25 protein-coding genes are annotated in these 14,611 nt (G+C 66.1%); all 25 read left to right on the forward strand.

All coding sequences use genetic code 11. The features are described 5' to 3' along the window. Positions 1–49 precede the first annotated feature (49 nt). The 25 genes from tuf (at position 50) to map (ending at position 14,539) form a co-directional block, all read left to right on the forward strand. A complete protein-coding gene (gene tuf / locus ACQP1V_RS06710) occupies positions 50–1,243 on the forward strand; it encodes an elongation factor Tu (protein ID WP_067130071.1) in 1,194 nt (397 codons plus the stop codon). 250 nt (positions 1,244–1,493) lie between these two features. After that, positions 1,494–1,802, forward strand: coding sequence for a 30S ribosomal protein S10 (gene rpsJ / locus ACQP1V_RS06715; protein WP_012887830.1), 309 nt, complete (start codon positions 1,494–1,496; stop codon positions 1,800–1,802). Positions 1,803–1,816: 14 nt separating this feature from the next. Beyond that, positions 1,817–2,470: a 50S ribosomal protein L3 gene (gene rplC, locus ACQP1V_RS06720; protein ID WP_067130068.1), complete on the forward strand. Its 654-nt coding sequence runs from the start codon at positions 1,817–1,819 to the stop codon at positions 2,468–2,470. Beyond that, the gene (gene rplD, locus ACQP1V_RS06725; RefSeq protein WP_433419915.1) at positions 2,467–3,114 is read left to right on the forward strand and encodes a 50S ribosomal protein L4; all 648 of its coding nucleotides are present in this window, start codon (positions 2,467–2,469) and stop codon (positions 3,112–3,114) included. Before rplC ends, rplD begins: the two co-directional genes overlap by 4 nt. After that, positions 3,114–3,416, forward strand: a complete 303-nt coding sequence (rplW, locus tag ACQP1V_RS06730) for a 50S ribosomal protein L23 (RefSeq protein ID WP_067130061.1) — start codon at positions 3,114–3,116, stop codon at positions 3,414–3,416. Before rplD ends, rplW begins: the two co-directional genes overlap by 1 nt. A 142-nt stretch (positions 3,417–3,558) precedes the next feature. Further along, complete coding sequence (rplB, locus tag ACQP1V_RS06735) at positions 3,559–4,395, forward strand: 50S ribosomal protein L2 (RefSeq protein ID WP_066933640.1); 837 nt, start codon at positions 3,559–3,561, stop codon at positions 4,393–4,395. A gap of 11 nt (positions 4,396–4,406) precedes the next feature. Further along, a complete protein-coding gene (gene rpsS, locus ACQP1V_RS06740) occupies positions 4,407–4,685 on the forward strand; it encodes a 30S ribosomal protein S19 (RefSeq protein ID WP_030451498.1) in 279 nt (92 codons plus the stop codon). Between the two features lie 31 nt (positions 4,686–4,716). Beyond that, positions 4,717–5,070, forward strand: coding sequence for a 50S ribosomal protein L22 (gene rplV, locus ACQP1V_RS06745; protein WP_067130058.1), 354 nt, complete (start codon positions 4,717–4,719; stop codon positions 5,068–5,070). Then, positions 5,070–5,918, forward strand: coding sequence for a 30S ribosomal protein S3 (gene rpsC / locus ACQP1V_RS06750; RefSeq protein WP_066933634.1), 849 nt, complete (start codon positions 5,070–5,072; stop codon positions 5,916–5,918). The genes rplV and rpsC overlap by 1 nt, the downstream gene beginning before the upstream one ends. 2 nt (positions 5,919–5,920) lie before the next feature. Beyond that, a complete protein-coding gene (rplP, locus tag ACQP1V_RS06755) occupies positions 5,921–6,340 on the forward strand; it encodes a 50S ribosomal protein L16 (RefSeq protein ID WP_067130055.1) in 420 nt (139 codons plus the stop codon). Beyond that, positions 6,340–6,576, forward strand: a complete 237-nt coding sequence (gene rpmC, locus ACQP1V_RS06760; RefSeq protein ID WP_061253673.1) for a 50S ribosomal protein L29 — start codon at positions 6,340–6,342, stop codon at positions 6,574–6,576. Before rplP ends, rpmC begins: the two co-directional genes overlap by 1 nt. Continuing rightward, complete coding sequence (rpsQ, locus tag ACQP1V_RS06765) at positions 6,569–6,853, forward strand: 30S ribosomal protein S17 (RefSeq protein ID WP_433419918.1); 285 nt, start codon at positions 6,569–6,571, stop codon at positions 6,851–6,853. Before rpmC ends, rpsQ begins: the two co-directional genes overlap by 8 nt. A 342-nt stretch (positions 6,854–7,195) precedes the next feature. Continuing rightward, positions 7,196–7,564, forward strand: a complete 369-nt coding sequence (rplN, locus tag ACQP1V_RS06770; protein WP_055482781.1) for a 50S ribosomal protein L14 — start codon at positions 7,196–7,198, stop codon at positions 7,562–7,564. Between the two features lie 9 nt (positions 7,565–7,573). Further along, the gene (gene rplX, locus ACQP1V_RS06775; RefSeq protein WP_245658205.1) at positions 7,574–7,864 is read left to right on the forward strand and encodes a 50S ribosomal protein L24; all 291 of its coding nucleotides are present in this window, start codon (positions 7,574–7,576) and stop codon (positions 7,862–7,864) included. Then, complete coding sequence (rplE, locus tag ACQP1V_RS06780; RefSeq protein WP_067130045.1) at positions 7,864–8,433, forward strand: 50S ribosomal protein L5; 570 nt, start codon at positions 7,864–7,866, stop codon at positions 8,431–8,433. The genes rplX and rplE overlap by 1 nt, the downstream gene beginning before the upstream one ends. 2 nt (positions 8,434–8,435) lie before the next feature. Continuing rightward, positions 8,436–8,621, forward strand: coding sequence for a type Z 30S ribosomal protein S14 (locus ACQP1V_RS06785; protein ID WP_061253226.1), 186 nt, complete (start codon positions 8,436–8,438; stop codon positions 8,619–8,621). A gap of 160 nt (positions 8,622–8,781) precedes the next feature. After that, positions 8,782–9,180 carry a 30S ribosomal protein S8 gene (gene rpsH, locus ACQP1V_RS06790; protein WP_066933619.1) on the forward strand — a complete coding sequence of 133 codons (399 nt, stop codon included), beginning with the start codon at positions 8,782–8,784 and terminating at the stop codon, positions 9,178–9,180. Positions 9,181–9,198: 18 nt separating this feature from the next. Beyond that, positions 9,199–9,741 (forward strand): 50S ribosomal protein L6, encoded by a 543-nt coding sequence (gene rplF / locus ACQP1V_RS06795; protein ID WP_387408095.1) that lies wholly within the window; start codon positions 9,199–9,201, stop codon positions 9,739–9,741. A 2-nt stretch (positions 9,742–9,743) separates the two neighbouring features. After that, the gene (rplR, locus tag ACQP1V_RS06800) at positions 9,744–10,121 is read left to right on the forward strand and encodes a 50S ribosomal protein L18 (RefSeq protein WP_067130039.1); all 378 of its coding nucleotides are present in this window, start codon (positions 9,744–9,746) and stop codon (positions 10,119–10,121) included. Between the two features lie 70 nt (positions 10,122–10,191). Then, a complete protein-coding gene (rpsE, locus tag ACQP1V_RS06805; protein WP_067130036.1) occupies positions 10,192–10,824 on the forward strand; it encodes a 30S ribosomal protein S5 in 633 nt (210 codons plus the stop codon). Between the two features lie 3 nt (positions 10,825–10,827). After that, positions 10,828–11,010 (forward strand): 50S ribosomal protein L30, encoded by a 183-nt coding sequence (rpmD, locus tag ACQP1V_RS06810; protein ID WP_067130034.1) that lies wholly within the window; start codon positions 10,828–10,830, stop codon positions 11,008–11,010. Between the two features lie 2 nt (positions 11,011–11,012). Then, positions 11,013–11,468, forward strand: a complete 456-nt coding sequence (gene rplO, locus ACQP1V_RS06815) for a 50S ribosomal protein L15 (protein WP_433419923.1) — start codon at positions 11,013–11,015, stop codon at positions 11,466–11,468. Positions 11,469–11,636: 168 nt separating this feature from the next. Then, positions 11,637–12,944, forward strand: coding sequence for a preprotein translocase subunit SecY (gene secY / locus ACQP1V_RS06820; RefSeq protein ID WP_067130029.1), 1,308 nt, complete (start codon positions 11,637–11,639; stop codon positions 12,942–12,944). Further along, entirely contained in the window at positions 12,944–13,597 is a 654-nt protein-coding gene (locus ACQP1V_RS06825; protein WP_067130026.1) for an adenylate kinase, read from the forward strand. The genes secY and ACQP1V_RS06825 overlap by 1 nt, the downstream gene beginning before the upstream one ends. A gap of 114 nt (positions 13,598–13,711) precedes the next feature. Then, complete coding sequence (map, locus tag ACQP1V_RS06830) at positions 13,712–14,539, forward strand: type I methionyl aminopeptidase (RefSeq protein ID WP_433419926.1); 828 nt, start codon at positions 13,712–13,714, stop codon at positions 14,537–14,539. Positions 14,540–14,611: the final 72 nt, after the last annotated feature.

The following is a 14,611-nucleotide window of genomic DNA, read 5'->3' on the forward strand; positions in this document are numbered from 1 at the left end:
CTGAGTTAGAAGACGAAAGTCAAGTCAGAATCTCTAAGGAGACAGACCAGTGGCCAAGGCCAAGTTCGAGCGGACCAAGCCGCACGTGAACATCGGCACCATTGGGCACATCGACCACGGCAAGACCACTCTGACCGCGGCGATTACCAAGGTGCTTCACGACCGTTTCCCGCACATCAACGAGGCGACCCCGTTCGACAAGATCGACAAGGCGCCCGAGGAGAAGGCCCGCGGGATCACCATCTCCATCGCTCACGTCGAGTACCAGACTGAGAAGCGCCACTACGCTCACGTGGACTGCCCCGGTCACGCCGACTACGTGAAGAACATGATCACCGGTGCGGCGCAGATGGACGGCGCGATCCTCGTGGTCGCCGCCACCGACGGCCCGATGCCGCAGACCAAGGAGCACGTCCTCCTGGCTCGCCAGGTTGGCGTTCCCTACATCGTTGTCGCCCTGAACAAGGCTGACATGGTCGACGACGAGGAGATCCTGGAGCTCGTCGAGCTCGAGGTCCGCGAGCTGCTCTCCGCCCAGGAGTTCCCGGGCGACGACCTGCCGGTCGTTCGCGTCTCGGCGCTGAAGGCGCTCGAGGGCGACGAGAAGTGGGGCGACGCGATCGTCGAGCTCATGACCGCCGTGGACGACAACGTTCCCGAGCCGACCCGTGACACCGACAAGCCGTTCCTGATGCCGATCGAGGACGTGTTCTCGATCACCGGTCGCGGCACCGTCGTCACCGGCCGTATCGAGCGCGGCATCGTCAAGGTCAACGAGACCGTCGACATCATCGGCATCCGCGAGAAGAGCACCACGACCACCGTCACCGGTGTCGAGATGTTCCGCAAGCTGCTCGACGAGGGCCAGGCCGGTGACAACGTCGGTCTGCTCCTGCGCGGCATCAAGCGTGAGGACGTCGAGCGCGGCCAGTGCATCATCAAGCCGGGCACCACGACCCCGCACACCGAGTTCGAGGCTCAGGTCTACATCCTGTCCAAGGACGAGGGCGGCCGCCACACGCCGTTCTTCAACAACTACCGTCCGCAGTTCTACTTCCGGACCACTGACGTGACCGGTGTCGTGAACCTGCCGGAGGGCACTGAGATGGTCATGCCCGGTGACAACACCGAGATGTCCGTCCAGCTCATCCAGCCGATCGCGATGGAGGACGGCCTCAAGTTCGCGATCCGCGAGGGTGGCCGCACCGTCGGCGCCGGCCGCGTGACGAAGATCATCAAGTAGTACGATCGCGGGGCGGCGGTCGGGCCCGCATCAGGGCCTGACCGCCGATCCACGAGGGGAGCCCTCCGGCTCCTCACCCCACGGGAGACCTGACCGTGATCTCGCAGCCGTTTCGGACGGAATGTGACCGAAACGACTGCCGGATCACGGAAGAACGGACCTGCTCCGGACTGTCTGTTACGTGGGACTACCAGCGGCAGTAGGCCGTACGAAGCTTAATAGGACGACAGCGAAGGACACCGAGGCCATTATGGCGGGACAGAAGATCCGCATCCGGCTTAAGGCGTATGACCACGAGGTCATCGACAGCTCGGCCAAGAAGATCGTCGAGACGGTGACGCGGACCGGCGCCAAGGTCGCTGGCCCGGTGCCGCTGCCGACCGAGAAGAACGTGTACTGCGTCATTCGGTCGCCGCACAAGTACAAGGACAGCCGCGAGCACTTTGAGATGCGCACGCACAAGCGGCTGATTGACATCATCGACCCGACGCCGAAGACCGTCGACTCGCTCATGCGTCTCGACCTCCCTGCCGGCGTTGACATCTCGATCAAGCTCTGAGGGAACGCACTGACATGGCTAAGCAGATCAAGGGCGTCCTGGGCAAGAAGCTCGGCATGACCCAGGTCTTCGATGAGGCGAACCGGATCGTCCCGGTCACCGTGGTCGAGGCCGGTCCGTGCGTGGTGACCCGGGTACGCACGCCGGAGAAGGACGGCTACTCCGCCATCCAGCTCGGTTACGGCCAGATCGACCCGCGCAAGGTCAACAAGCCGCTGGGCGACTACCTGCGCAAGCACGACATCACGCCGCGCCGGTACTTCGTCGAGGTTCGCACCGAGGACTCGTCCGAGTACACGGTCGGCCAGGAGGTCCTCGCGGACGCGTTCGAGGCCGGACAGCACGTCGACGTGACGGGCAAGAGCAAGGGCAAGGGCTTCACCGGTGTCATGAAGCGCCACGGCTTCGGTGGTCTGGGCGCCTCGCACGGTACGCAGCGCAAGCACCGCTCTCCGGGCTCCATCGGCGGCTGCGCCACCCCGGGCCGCGTCTTCAAGGGCCTGCGCATGGCTGGTCGTTCGGGTAACGCCCGTACCACCATCCAGAGCCTGAAGGTCCACGCCGTGGACGCCGAGAAGAACCTCATCCTGATCAAGGGTGCGATTCCCGGCGCCAATGGCAGCCTGGTCTTGATTCGCACCGCTGCCAAGAAGGGGGCTGCGAAGTGACGAGCATTGACGTCCTCGACGCCAGCGGTGCCAAGACGGGCACCGTCGACCTGCCGGAGGAGATCTTCGGCGCCAAGGTCAACATCCCGCTGATCCACCAGGTCGTCGTCGCCCAGCTCGCCGCTCGCCGGCAGGGCACCCACGCGACCAAGACCCGTGGCGACGTCAGGGGTGGCGGCAAGAAGCCGTATCGCCAGAAGGGCACCGGCCGCGCCCGCCAGGGCTCGACCCGTGCTCCCCAGTTCGCCGGCGGTGGCGTCGTCCACGGCCCGCAGCCGCGGTCCTACGACCAGCGGACGCCCAAGAAGATGAAGGCCGCCGCGCTCCGTGGCGCCCTCTCCGACCGGGCGATCGGCGGCCGTGTGCACGTCGTGAGCACGCTGGTCACGGGCGAGACGCCCAAGACCAAGGCCGCTCTCGAGTCGCTCCGCAAGATCACGCAGGCTCGCAGCGTCCTCGTCGTCGTCGACGAGAACGACGAGCTGACCTGGCTCAGCCTGCGCAACGCGCCCGAGGTCCACCTGCTGGACGCCGGGCAGCTGAACACCTACGACGTTCTGTGCTTCGACGACGTGGTCTTCACTCAGGAGGCCTACGACCAGGTCGTGGCGCGGCTCGCGAACAGCGGGAAGGAAGAGGTCTGATGGAGAAGATCGCCGACCCGCGCGACATCATCCTCAAGCCGATCGTCTCTGAGAAGAGCTACGGCCTGATCGATGAGCACAACAAGTACACGTTCCTGGTGCGCAAGGGTGCCAACAAGACGCAGGTGAAGATCGCCGTCGAGCAGATCTTCGGCGTCAAGGTCACCAGCGTTAACACGATCAACCGCCAGGGCAAGCGCAAGCGGACCCGGACGGGATTCGGTCAGCGCCCCACCACCAAGCGCGCGATTGTGAGCCTGGCTGAGGGTCAGCGGATCGACATCTTCGGCCAGATCGGCTGAGGGTCCGCCGCGTAAGGGAAGGGTGCCCTGCCGTACCGATTGAGGTTCGGCACCGGGCACCCGACCCACGTAGTTAGCACCGGGGGGACCGCCGTGAGGCGGACTCCGACCGGTATGAACCGACGAAGGATGAACGAAAAAGATGGGCATCCGTAAGTACAAGCCGACGACCCCGGGTCGCCGCGGCGCGAGCGTCTCGGACTTCGCCGAGATCACGCGCAGCACGCCCGAGAAGTCGCTGCTTGCTCCCCTGCACAGCAAGGGCGGCCGTAACGTCCACGGCCGGGTCACCGCCCGGCACCAGGGCGGCGGACACAAGCGCGCCTACCGGATCATCGACTTCCGCCGGCACGACAAGGACGGGATCCCGGCCAAGGTCGCGCACATCGAGTACGACCCGAACCGGACCTCCCGGATCGCGCTGCTCCACTACGCCGACGGCGAGAAGCGCTACATCCTCGCGCCGACCGGTCTCAAGCAGGGTGACCGCATCGAGAACGGCCCTGGCGCCGACATCAAGCCGGGCAACTGCCTGCCCCTGCGCAACATCCCGACGGGTACCTTCATCCACGCGGTGGAGCTCCGTCCGGGCGGTGGCGCGAAGCTCGGCCGTAGCGCCGGCGCGCAGATCCAGCTGCTGGCGAAGGAGGGCGCGTACGCCACGCTGCGTATGCCGTCCGGTGAAATGCGCCAGGTCGACGTCCGCTGCCGGGCCAGCGTCGGTCAGGTAGGCAACGCCGAGCAGGCCAACATCAACATCGGTAAGGCCGGCCGTAACCGTTGGAAGGGCAAGCGCCCCACGGTCCGCGGTGTCGCCATGAACCCGGTCGACCACCCGCATGGTGGTGGTGAGGGTAAGACGTCCGGCGGTCGTCACCCGGTGAACCCGAAGGGTAAGCCGGAGGGCCGCACCCGACAGGCGAACAAGGCCAGCGACCGGCTGATCATCCGTCGTCGGAGCAAGAGGAAGAAGCGGTAGGAGCAGCCGAAATGCCACGTAGCCTTAAGAAGGGTCCTTTCGTGGACGACCACCTTCAGAAGAAGGTGGACGCTCAGAACGAGAAGGGCACCAAGAACGTCATCAAGACGTGGTCGCGGCGCTCCATGATCGTGCCCGACATGCTGGGTCACACGATCGCCGTGCACGACGGCCGCAAGCACGTCCCGGTGTTCGTCACCGAGTCGATGATCGGTCACAAGCTCGGAGAGTTCGCTCCCACGCGGACGTTCCGCAGCCACGTCAAGGAAGACCGCCGCAGCCGGCGGTAAGCGCCTTCAAGCAAGCATCAAGGAGACAGCGATGGAAGCCAGGGCACAGGCGCGGTACGCGCGCCACACGCCCCGGAAGGCCCGCCGTGTGGTGGACCTCATTCGCGGGCTGCCCGCTTCGGAGGCGCAGGCCGTGCTGCAGTTCGCTCCCCAGGCGGCGAGCGAGACCGTTTACAAGGTGCTCTCGAGCGCGATCGCGAACGCTGAGCACAACTTCAAGCTCGACCGTGAGACGCTCGTCGTGAGCCGCGCGTGGGTCGACGAGGGACCGACGCTGAAGCGGTTCCGGCCGCGTGCCCAGGGTCGTGCCTATCGGATCAACAAGCGGACCAGCCACATCACCGTGATTGTGGAGTCCCGCGAGCCGAAGGGAAGGACCCGCTAGTGGGCCAGAAGGTTAACCCGCACGGGTTCCGCCTCGGCATCACGACCGACTTCAAGAGCCGGTGGTACGCCGACAAGCTCTACAAGTCGTACGTTGCCGAGGACGTGGCGATCCGTCGCATGCTGCAGAAGGGCATGGAGCGGGCCGGTATCTCCAAGGTCGAGATCGAGCGCACCACGGACCGCGTTCAGGTCGACATCCACACCGCCCGGCCGGGCATCGTCATCGGCCGCCGCGGCGCTGAGGCCGACCGCATTCGCGGCGACCTGGAGAAGCTGACCAAGAAGCAGGTCCAGCTGAACATCCTCGAGGTGAAGAACCCCGAGATCGACGCGCAGCTCGTCGCGCAGGGCGTGGCCGAGCAGCTCTCCAGCCGCGTCTCGTTCCGCCGGGCCATGCGTAAGGCCATGCAGTCCGCCATGAAGAGCGGCGCCAAGGGCATCCGGGTGCAGTGCTCCGGTCGTCTGGGCGGCGCTGAGATGTCCCGCTCGGAGTTCTACCGCGAGGGCCGCGTGCCCCTGCACACGCTCCGCGCCGACATCGACTACGGCTTCTACGAGGCCCGCACCACCTTCGGCCGCATCGGCGTGAAGGTGTGGATCTACAAGGGTGAGGCCCCGACCAGCCGCGCCGAGCGCGAGGCCGCCGCGGCCGGTGCCCGTGCGGGCCAGCGCCGTGAGCGCGACGATCGTCGTGGTGGCGCCGGTGACCGTCCGCGTCGTGGCGGCGGCGACCGTCCGCGTCGTGGCGCCGGTGGTCGTGGCGACCGCGCCCCCAGAACCGAGGCTGCCGCACAGGCCGCCCCTGAGACCGGCCCGGCGGAGCAGCCGGGTGCTGAAGGGAGCTGACCATGCTGATCCCGCGCAGGGTCAAGCACCGTAAGCAGCACCGGCCCGACCGCAGCGGCGCCGCCAAGGGCGGCACCAGGGTCGTGTTCGGCGAGTTCGGCATCCAGGCGCTTGAGCACTCCTACGTGACCAACCGCCAGATCGAGTCGGCTCGTATCGCCATGACCCGGCACATCCGCCGTGGCGGCAAGGTGTGGATCAACATCTACCCGGACCGTCCCCTCACCAAGAAGCCGGCCGAGACCCGCATGGGTTCCGGTAAGGGTTCGCCGGAGTGGTGGATCGCCAATGTCAAGCCCGGTCGCGTCATGTTCGAGCTCTCGGGTGTAGCCGAGCCGGTGGCCCGTGAGGCCATGCGGCGCGCGATGCACAAGCTCCCCATGAAGTGCCGGTTCGTTAAGCGTGAAGTGGGTGAGGCGTGATGGCTAAGGGCCTGACCGCCGGTGAGCTGCGTGTGGAGGACCAGGATGTTCTGGTCCAGAAGCTGAAGGAAGCCAAGGAGGAGCTGTTCAACCTCCGCTTCCAGGCGGCGACCGGACAGTTGGAGAGCCACGGGCGGCTGCGGGCCGTCCGCCGCGAGATCGCCCGTATCTACACCGTGATGCGCGAGCGCGAGCTCGGAATCGTCACGGTCGAGAAGGAGTCGAGCGATGGCTGAGGCAGCTGAGACAACCGAGAAGTCGGCGCGGAACTACCGCAAGGCCCGTGAGGGTCTCGTGGTGAGCGACAAGATGGACAAGACCGTTGTCGTCGCCGTCGAGGACCGCGTCAAGCACCCGCTGTACGGCAAGATCATTCGCCGTACGACGAAGTACAAGGCTCACGACGAGCAGAACTCCTGCGGCGTCGGCGACCGCGTTCTCCTGATGGAGACCCGGCCGCTGTCCGCCAGCAAGCGCTGGCGGGTCGTGGAGATCCTCGAGAAGGCCAAGTAAGCCAGGGTAGGGACGGCGGGTCTGTCCCCGGGCGGTCGGCGAAAGCCGTACCGGCCGGGTAGGCCCCCGGACCACCCGCACAGAGCGCGCCTCGTGGGGGGTGGGAGACCGCCCCCCATGACGGTGTCCAAGGGGTCGGGCCCAGACGGGCCCGGTCCGCCTGCGGCGGCGGTGCGCCGGAGGGGCGACCGAGGCGGGCACGGCCGGACGGCGTATGTCGTACGGCGCGGTGCGCGGCGAGGTGGACTCGACCGGACGGCTGTCGCCGGGGGAACAAGACCACATCAGGTTCCGCCAGGCTCACCTCCCAGGTGAGAACCGGCGCGACAAACAGGAGTTGACGTGATCCAGCAGGAGTCGCGACTCAAGGTCGCCGACAACACGGGTGCCAAGGAGATCCTCTGCATCCGCGTGCTCGGCGGCTCGGGCCGGCGCTACGCGGGCATCGGCGACATCATCGTTGCGACGGTGAAGGACGCCATCCCCGGCGGCGGCGTGAAGAAGGGCGACGTTGTCAAGGCTGTCGTGGTGCGCACCGTCAAGGAGCGCCGCCGCCCCGATGGCTCCTACATCCGCTTCGACGAGAACGCCGCAGTCATCATCAAGGACAGCGGTGACCCCCGGGGCACGCGTATCTTCGGCCCCGTCGGCCGTGAGCTGCGTGACAAGAAGTTCATGCGCATCATCTCGCTCGCTCCGGAGGTGTTGTAAATGCCGAAGCTGCATGTGAAGAAGGGTGACCTCGTCCAGGTCATCGCCGGCAAGGACAAGGGTGCCAAGGGCCGCATCATCGCCGCCCTCCCGCGCGAGGACCGCGTGGTGGTCGAAGGCGTGAACCTGGTCAAGAAGCACTCCAAGGTGACCCACCAGGGCCCGCGTGGCGCCAAGGAAGGCGGCGTGCAGACCATGGAGGCTCCCATCCACGTGAGCAACGTCAAGAAGCTCAAGGATGACGAGAAGCCCGAGAAGAAGGCCGACGAGAAGGCCGACAAGACGGGTGAGGACAACTGATGACCGCCACGACTGAAGAGCGCACGATCCCGCGTCTCAAGCAGCGCTACCGCGAGGAGATCATCGCGAAGCTGCGTGAGGACTTCGGCATCGAGAACATCATGCTGGTGCCCACGATCACCAAGATCAAGGTGAACATGGGTGTCGGCGAGGCCGCTCGTGACTCCAAGCTGATCGAGGGCGCCGTCCGCGACCTCACCGTGATCACCGGTCAGAAGCCCGCCGTGGCCCGCGCCCGCAAGTCCATCGCGCAGTTCAAGCTGCGTGAGGGGATGCCGATCGGCGCCCACGTGACGCTGCGCGGCGACCGCATGTGGGAGTTCCTCGACCGGCTGCTGTCGCTGGCGCTCCCGCGTATCCGGGACTTCCGCGGCCTCTCGCCGAAGCAGTTCGACGGCAACGGTAACTACACCTTCGGGCTCACCGAGCAGGTCATGTTCCACGAGGTCGACCAGGACAAGGTCGACCGGCAGCGGGGCATGGACATCACGGTCGTGACCACCGCAACGAACGACGACCAGGGCCGGGCGCTGCTGAAGCACCTCGGGTTCCCCTTCAAGGAGGCCTGATCATGGCGAAGACGTCGCTGAAGGTCAAGGCAGCGCGTAAGGCGAAGTTCGAGGTCCGGGCGTACACTCGGTGCTCGCGCTGCGGTCGTCCCCGCGCTGTGTACCGCAAGTTCGGGCTCTGCCGCGTGTGCTTCCGCGAGATGGCGCACCGGGGTGAGCTGCCCGGCATCACCAAGTCGAGCTGGTAGTCCCGTCGCGGGGCCGGGACCATGGCCCCGCGCGGCGCCCGCCGCACCAAGAAGTCATATCAACCGGACGCCATCAGGCGTCCACGACCGCACCGTAGGTCCACCACGTGTCCTAGACACGGATCATGGGTGGAAACCACGGTGAGGAAGGCCACCGGCCATGACGATGACCGACCCGATCGCAGACATGCTGACGCGTCTGCGTAACGCGAACTCGGCGTATCACGACACCGTGACCATGCCGTACTCGAAGATCAAGGCGCACATCGCCGAGATCCTCCAGCAGGAGGGCTACATCCAGGCCTGGAGCGTCGAGGACGCCAAGGTCGGCAAGAACCTCGTGGTGGAGCTCAAGTTCGGGCCGAGCCGTGAGCGTTCGCTCGCGGGCCTGCGCCGGGTATCCAAGCCCGGTCTGCGGGTCTATGCAAAGAAGGACAACCTGCCCCGCGTTCTGGGCGGCCTGGGCGTCGCGATCATTTCGACGTCCGGCGGCCTCATGACCGACAAGCAGGCCGGCAAGCGTGGAGTGGGCGGGGAAGTCCTCGCCTACGTCTGGTAACGAGGGGAGGAATCCAGCATGTCGAGAATCGGACGGCTGCCCATCCCCGTACCGAGTGGTGTTGACATCACCATCAACGGCCGGGATGTCCAGGTCAAGGGCCCGAAGGGCACGCTCTCTCACACGGTCGCCGAGCCCATCGAGGTGGCTCGGGCCGAGGACGGCAACATCGCCGTCACCCGCCCCAACGACGAGAACAAGGTCCGTGCGCTGCACGGTCTGTCTCGCACGCTGATCGCCAACATGGTGTCCGGTGTGACGCAGGGCTACAGCAAGACGCTCGAGATCGTCGGTGTCGGTTACCGCGTCCAGGCCAAGGGCCCGGCGCAGCTGGAGTTCTCTCTCGGCTTCAGCCACCCGGTGATCGTGGACGCCCCTGAGGGCGTCACCTTCCGCGTCGAGAAGCCGACGCTGTTCCACGTGGACGGCATCGACAAGCAGAAGGTCGGCGAGGTCGCCGCGAACATCCGTAAGTTGCGCAAGCCCGACCCCTACAAGGGCAAGGGTGTGCGCTACCAGGGCGAAGTTATCCGCCGCAAGGTCGGAAAGGCTGGTAAGTAGCGATGACCGCGAAGTACGGCAAGCACACCGCCGCTCGCGCCATTTCGCGAGCCCGCCGTCACATCCGTGTCCGCAAGAACCTCTTCGGCACGCAGGAGCGTCCGCGCCTGGTCGTCAACCGCTCTGCCCGGCACCTGTTCGTGCAGATCGTCGACGACACCAAGGGCCACACGCTGGTGTGCGCGTCCACCATGGACCCCACGCTGCGCAGCGCCGAGGGTGACAAGACCGACAAGGCGAAGAAGGTCGGCGAGCTTCTCGCTCAGCGGGCCAAGACCGCCGGGATCACCGCTGTCGTCTTCGACCGCGGTGGCAACCGTTACGCGGGACGCATCGCGGCCCTCGCGGACAGCGCCCGCGAAAGCGGGCTGGAGTTCTGATGACTCCGTTCCGAGGGTGCGAGATGCACCGAATGGCCCGTCTGATGAGCAATGAGAAGAGGAACCACTGATGGCTGCAGCTCCGCGTCGCGGCGCCGGCGGCGGTGGCGAGCGGCGGGACCGTCGTGACGATCGCCGCGGTGGCGCCGCTGACAAGGGCGTCTCGTACATCGAGCGCGTAGTTAAGATCAACCGAGTCGCCAAGGTCGTCAAGGGTGGTCGGCGCTTCAGCTTCACCGCGCTGGTCATCGTCGGCGACGGCAACGGTCTGGTCGGTGTCGGATACGGCAAGGCCAAGGAGGTGCCCGCGGCGATCGCCAAGGGCGTCGAGGAGGCCAAGAAGCACTTCTTCAAGGTGCCGCGCATCCTGGGCACCATCCCGCACACCGTGCAGGGCGAGGAAGCCGCAGGCGTCGTCTTCCTGCGTCCGGCTTCGCCCGGTACCGGTGTCATCGCGGGTGGCCCGGTGCGCGCCGTCCTGGAGTGCGCCGGCATCCACGATGTCCTGTCCAAGTCGCTCGGCTCGGACAACCCGATCAACATCGTGCACGCCACGGTGGCGGCTCTGAAGGGCCTCAGCCGGCCCGAGGAGATCGCCGCCCGTCGTGGCCTGCCGATCGAGGACGTCGCTCCCAAGGCGATGCTGAAGGCTCGGGCCGAGGGCCTGGCCGAGGCTGCCGCGGCGGCGAAGGCGGTGAGCTAGGCCATGGCGCGTCTGAAGATCACCCAGGTCCGCTCCAAGATCGGTGGCAAGCAGAACCAGCGTGACTCGCTGCGCTCGCTGGGCCTGAAGCGAATCGGCGATGTCGTCGTCAAGGAGGACCGCCCGGAGATCCGGGGCATGGTCGCCGTGGTGACGCACCTCGTCGAGCTGGAAGAGGTCGACTAGTCATGCCTGAGAACGCTCCGCTCAAGCTCCACGACCTGCGCCCGGCTCCCGGTGCCAACAAGGCCAAGATCCGCAAGGGTCGCGGCGAGGCGTCGAAGGGGAAGACCGCCGGTCGCGGTACGAAGGGCACCAAGTCGCGTACGACCGTCCCGCTCGGCTTCGAAGGTGGCCAGGTTCCGCTCCAGCGGCGGCTGCCGAAGCTGAAGGGCTTCTCGAACGCGCTGTTCAAGACGACCTACCAGGTCGTCAACCTGGACAAGCTCGGCGAGCTGTACCCCGAGGGTGGCGAGGTCACCGTCGAGGGTCTGGTCGCGAAGGGTGCGGTCCGCAAGAACCAGCTCGTCAAGGTGCTGGGAACCGGTGAGATCTCTGTGGCGTTGAACGTGAAGGTGCATGCCTTCTCTGGTTCGGCCAAGGAGAAGATCACTGCGGCCGGTGGCTCGGTTTCCGAGCTTTAGGCACGTAATGCGAGGCGCGGAGGTTCGTTATGAGCCTCCGCGCCCGTAGTGCGTTAGAGTTCGCTGAACGCGGGCTCCGTCCCGTCGATCACTCGCAAATAGACATCCCGATGCACGCCTTCGCGTCATCGCCGACCTTTACCGCGTCACAGGCGCGCAGGAGGTACCGTGCTATCCGCGATTACCCGGGCATTCCGGACGCCTGACCTGCGCAAGAAGCTGCTCTTCACATTGGGCATCATCGCGCTGTTCCGGCTCGGCTCGGTGCTGCCGACCCCGGGTGTCAACTCCGAGAACGTCGCCAAAGCGCTGCAGCAGGCGCAAGCGGGCAACAGCGGCAGCATCTACGGGATGGTCCAGCTGTTCAGCGGTGGCGCGCTGCTGAAACTTTCAGTGTTCGCCCTCGGCATCATGCCGTACATCACGGCGAGCATCATTCTGCAGCTGCTGACCGTCGTGATTCCCCGCCTCGAGGCCTTGAAGAAGGAAGGCCAGGCGGGCACCGCGAAGATCACGCAGTACACGCGATATCTGACCATCGGTCTTGCCATCCTTCAGTCGACGGCCTTCGTGGCCCTGGCGCGCTCGGGACAGCTCTTCCCGAACAACAACCTGCCGATCCTCCTGAACGAGGACATCTTCACCCTGATCACCATGGTGATCACGATGACCGCGGGCACCGCGGTGATCATGTGGCTGGGTGAGCTCGTGACTGACCGCGGTATCGGGAACGGCATGTCGATCCTGATCTTCACGCAGGTCGTCGCGGTCTTCCCGTCCGAGCTGATGAACATCTTCCGGCAGAGCGCGTTCAAGTTCGTCATGGTGATGATCGTCGGCATCGTGATGATCGCCGTGGTCGTCTTCATCGAGCAGGCGCAGCGCCGCGTCCCGGTGCAGTACGCGAAGCGCATGGTGGGCCGCCGCATGTACGGCGGAACCTCCACCTACATTCCGCTCAAGGTGAACCAGGCCGGCATCATCCCGGTCATTTTCGCCTCGTCGCTGCTGTACCTGCCGCAGCTGCTGGTCACCATCTTCGGTAGGAGCGAGAACCCCGGCCCGGTCGTCGAGTGGCTGGCCCAGAACCTGGTGACGGGCGACCACCCCGTCTACATGGCCACGTTCTTCCTGCTGATCCTTTTCTTCACCTACTTCTATGTGTCCATTACCTTCAACCCCGTTGAAGTCGCCGACAACATGAAGAAGTACGGTGGGTTCATCCCGGGCATCCGTCCGGGCCGGCCGACCGCTGAGTACCTCAACTACGTGCTCACGCGGCTCACGGCCGCCGGTGCGCCGTATCTGGGTGTCATCTCGCTGATCCCGATCCTCGCACTGGCGGTGGTCGGTGCGAGCCAGAACTTCCCGTTCGGAGGGACCAGCATTCTGATCATGGTTGGTGTCGGCCTGGACACGGTCAAGCAGATCGAGAGCCAGCTTCAGCAGCGCAACTACGAGGGCTTCCTGAGATAGTGCGCGTCGTCTTGGTCGGGCCCCCCGGAGCGGGCAAGGGGACGCAGGCCCAGTTCATCGCATCGCATCTGTCGATCCCGAAAATCTCGACAGGTGACATCTTCCGCGCCAACGTCTCCGGCGGCACGGAACTCGGCAAGCTTGCCAAGGGGTACATGGACCGCGGCGACCTCGTCCCCGACGAGGTGACGGTCGCCATGGTCCGCGATCGGCTGAGCGAGAAGGACGCGCAGCAGGGCTTCCTGCTGGACGGCTTCCCACGCAACGTGCCGCAGGCGCAGATCTTGCAGAAGATGCTCGCCGAGTTCGGCACCGGACTGGACATCGTTCTGGAACTGGTCGTCGACGACGAGGAGGTCGTACGACGCCTCGCCGGCCGGCGCACCTGCCGCCAGTGCGGCAAGGTGTGGCACGTCGACTTCGACCCCCCTTCCGTGGCGGACGTGTGCGACGCGTGCGGCGGCGAGCTGTTCCAGCGCGACGACGACCGCGAGGAGACCATCAGGCGGCGCCTGGAGGTCTACCAGGAGCAGACGTCCCCGCTGGTCAACTTCTATTCGGACGAGGGCATCCTCGTACGGGTGAACGCGACCGGACCGGTCGACGAGGTCACCCGACGGGCGCTGGCGGCGTTGCGCACGTCCGGTACCTGACGCTCTCCCTTTCGGACGCCATCCCATTCGTGGGATGGCGTCCGGCGCTTTAGGGCAGAATCGGGGGAATTGGCCTGATAGTCCGGCCGTTAGAACACCCCAGGGGGTGCCAGAGTGTTCAAGAAGAACAAGCACGGAATCCAGGTGAAGACGCCTGAGCAGGTGGCGAAGATGCGGGCGGCCGGTCTGGTCGTCGGCAGGACGCTCGAACTGCTGCGCTCGTCGGTCGAACCCGGCCTGACTCCGCTCGACCTGGACGTCATCGCGGAGAAGGCGATCAGGGACGCAGGTGCGATTCCGTCGTTCAAGGGCTATCAGGGGTTCCCCGCCACGATCTGCGCCTCGGTGAACGACGAGGTCGTCCACGGCATCCCCACGGACCAGCGCAAGCTGCGTGAAGGCGACGTCATCTCCATCGACTGCGGGGCGATCCTGGACGGCTGGCACGGCGACTCCGCGATCACCGTGCCGGTCGGTGAGGTCGATCCCGCGCTGACCGAGCTGATGCGGGTGACCGAGGAGTCCATGTGGCGCGGCATCGCCGCGCTCCGGGTCGGCGGCCACCTGTCGGACATCGGCTTCCAGGTGGAGAAGTACGTCCGCTCCCAGGGCCGCTACGGCATCCCGCAGGAGTACGGCGGGCACGGCATCGGGACCGAGATGCACATGGACCCGTGGGTCGCCAACCACGGCCGTCCCGGGAGGGGCCCGCGCTTCGAGCCGGGCATGTGCTTCGCGATCGAGCCGATGGTCAACCTCGGCACCGACCGCACCCGGGTCCTGGGCGACGACTGGACGGTCGTCACGGTGGACGGCAAGGCGTCGGCGCACTTCGAGCACAGCGTCGCGGTGACGGAGAACGGCCCACTGGTGCTCACCGCGATCGACGGCGGCGCGTCCCGCTTCGGCGAGCTCGCCGCGCATTCGGGCGAACAGGCCTGATTCCCTGACCCTCCTTCGCCCGCGCGTGCCACATAATGGGGCTAACTATGCGGAGCGGCGGGAGTAGATGGT

The sequence above is a fragment of the Microtetraspora malaysiensis genome, assembly GCF_050947145.1.
GTDB classification, from domain to species: Bacteria; Actinomycetota; Actinomycetes; order Streptosporangiales; family Streptosporangiaceae; genus Microtetraspora_A; species Microtetraspora_A malaysiensis.

Bases quoted from the DNA above. Each gene is read 5' to 3' on its own strand.
- rpsJ (WP_012887830.1), top strand. From the start codon at position 1,494: ATGGCGGGACAGAAGATCCGCATCCGGCTTAAGGCGTATGACCACGAG.
- rplC (WP_067130068.1), top strand. From the start codon at position 1,817: ATGGCTAAGCAGATCAAGGGCGTCCTGGGCAAGAAGCTCGGCATGACC.
- rplW (WP_067130061.1), top strand. From the start codon at position 3,114: ATGGAGAAGATCGCCGACCCGCGCGACATCATCCTCAAGCCGATCGTC.
- rplB (WP_066933640.1), top strand. From the start codon at position 3,559: ATGGGCATCCGTAAGTACAAGCCGACGACCCCGGGTCGCCGCGGCGCG.
- rpsS (WP_030451498.1), top strand. From the start codon at position 4,407: ATGCCACGTAGCCTTAAGAAGGGTCCTTTCGTGGACGACCACCTTCAG.
- rplV (WP_067130058.1), top strand. From the start codon at position 4,717: ATGGAAGCCAGGGCACAGGCGCGGTACGCGCGCCACACGCCCCGGAAG.
- rplP (WP_067130055.1), top strand. From the start codon at position 5,921: ATGCTGATCCCGCGCAGGGTCAAGCACCGTAAGCAGCACCGGCCCGAC.
- rpmC (WP_061253673.1), top strand. From the start codon at position 6,340: ATGGCTAAGGGCCTGACCGCCGGTGAGCTGCGTGTGGAGGACCAGGAT.
- rpsQ (WP_433419918.1), top strand. From the start codon at position 6,569: ATGGCTGAGGCAGCTGAGACAACCGAGAAGTCGGCGCGGAACTACCGC.
- rplE (WP_067130045.1), top strand. From the start codon at position 7,864: ATGACCGCCACGACTGAAGAGCGCACGATCCCGCGTCTCAAGCAGCGC.
- ACQP1V_RS06785 (WP_061253226.1), top strand. From the start codon at position 8,436: ATGGCGAAGACGTCGCTGAAGGTCAAGGCAGCGCGTAAGGCGAAGTTC.
- rpsH (WP_066933619.1), top strand. From the start codon at position 8,782: ATGACGATGACCGACCCGATCGCAGACATGCTGACGCGTCTGCGTAAC.
- rplF (WP_387408095.1), top strand. From the start codon at position 9,199: ATGTCGAGAATCGGACGGCTGCCCATCCCCGTACCGAGTGGTGTTGAC.
- rplR (WP_067130039.1), top strand. From the start codon at position 9,744: ATGACCGCGAAGTACGGCAAGCACACCGCCGCTCGCGCCATTTCGCGA.
- rpsE (WP_067130036.1), top strand. From the start codon at position 10,192: ATGGCTGCAGCTCCGCGTCGCGGCGCCGGCGGCGGTGGCGAGCGGCGG.
- rpmD (WP_067130034.1), top strand. From the start codon at position 10,828: ATGGCGCGTCTGAAGATCACCCAGGTCCGCTCCAAGATCGGTGGCAAG.
- rplO (WP_433419923.1), top strand. From the start codon at position 11,013: ATGCCTGAGAACGCTCCGCTCAAGCTCCACGACCTGCGCCCGGCTCCC.